The sequence below is a fragment of the Escherichia sp. E2562 genome, assembly GCF_005781075.1.
GTDB lineage: Bacteria > Pseudomonadota > Gammaproteobacteria > Enterobacterales > Enterobacteriaceae > Escherichia.
The window spans coordinates 1-1,732 of the sequence record NZ_VATM01000031.1 but is presented as its reverse complement, the minus strand read 5'-3'; the positions used below and the strand labels follow the sequence as shown (position 1 = coordinate 1,732).

The following is a 1,732-nucleotide window of genomic DNA, read 5'->3' as shown; positions in this document are numbered from 1 at the left end:
ACTGCTCTTTAACAATTTATCAGACAATCTGTGTGGGCACTCGAAGATACGGATTCTTAACGTCGCAAGACGATAAATGAATACCAAGTCTCAAGAGTGAACACGTAATTCATTACGAAGTTTAATTCTTTGAGCATCAAACTTTTAAATTGAAGAGTTTGATCATGGCTCAGATTGAACGCTGGCGGCAGGCCTAACACATGCAAGTCGAACGGTAACAGGAAGAAGCTTGCTGCTTTGCTGACGAGTGGCGGACGGGTGAGTAATGTCTGGGAAACTGCCTGATGGAGGGGGATAACTACTGGAAACGGTAGCTAATACCGCATAACGTCGCAAGACCAAAGAGGGGGACCTTCGGGCCTCTTGCCATCGGATGTGCCCAGATGGGATTAGCTAGTAGGTGGGGTAACGGCTCACCTAGGCGACGATCCCTAGCTGGTCTGAGAGGATGACCAGCCACACTGGAACTGAGACACGGTCCAGACTCCTACGGGAGGCAGCAGTGGGGAATATTGCACAATGGGCGCAAGCCTGATGCAGCCATGCCGCGTGTATGAAGAAGGCCTTCGGGTTGTAAAGTACTTTCAGCGGGGAGGAAGGGAGTAAAGTTAATACCTTTGCTCATTGACGTTACCCGCAGAAGAAGCACCGGCTAACTCCGTGCCAGCAGCCGCGGTAATACGGAGGGTGCAAGCGTTAATCGGAATTACTGGGCGTAAAGCGCACGCAGGCGGTTTGTTAAGTCAGATGTGAAATCCCCGGGCTCAACCTGGGAACTGCATCTGATACTGGCAAGCTTGAGTCTCGTAGAGGGGGGTAGAATTCCAGGTGTAGCGGTGAAATGCGTAGAGATCTGGAGGAATACCGGTGGCGAAGGCGGCCCCCTGGACGAAGACTGACGCTCAGGTGCGAAAGCGTGGGGAGCAAACAGGATTAGATACCCTGGTAGTCCACGCCGTAAACGATGTCGACTTGGAGGTTGTGCCCTTGAGGCGTGGCTTCCGGAGCTAACGCGTTAAGTCGACCGCCTGGGGAGTACGGCCGCAAGGTTAAAACTCAAATGAATTGACGGGGGCCCGCACAAGCGGTGGAGCATGTGGTTTAATTCGATGCAACGCGAAGAACCTTACCTGGTCTTGACATCCACAGAACTTTCCAGAGATGGATTGGTGCCTTCGGGAACTGTGAGACAGGTGCTGCATGGCTGTCGTCAGCTCGTGTTGTGAAATGTTGGGTTAAGTCCCGCAACGAGCGCAACCCTTATCCTTTGTTGCCAGCGGTCCGGCCGGGAACTCAAAGGAGACTGCCAGTGATAAACTGGAGGAAGGTGGGGATGACGTCAAGTCATCATGGCCCTTACGACCAGGGCTACACACGTGCTACAATGGCGCATACAAAGAGAAGCGACCTCGCGAGAGCAAGCGGACCTCATAAAGTGCGTCGTAGTCCGGATTGGAGTCTGCAACTCGACTCCATGAAGTCGGAATCGCTAGTAATCGTGGATCAGAATGCCACGGTGAATACGTTCCCGGGCCTTGTACACACCGCCCGTCACACCATGGGAGTGGGTTGCAAAAGAAGTAGGTAGCTTAACCTTCGGGAGGGCGCTTACCACTTTGTGATTCATGACTGGGGTGAAGTCGTAACAAGGTAACCGTAGGGGAACCTGCGGTTGGATCACCTCCTTACCTTAAAGAAGCGTTCTTTGCAGTGCTCACACAGATTGTCTGAT

At 52.7% G+C, this 1,732-nt stretch carries 1 rRNA gene; it reads left to right on the top strand.

Going from position 1 to position 1,732, the window contains the following annotated elements:
* The first annotated feature begins 146 nt into the window (after positions 1 to 146).
* A 16S ribosomal RNA gene (locus FEK43_RS22345) occupies positions 147 to 1,688 on the top strand.
* Positions 1,689 to 1,732: the final 44 nt, after the last annotated feature.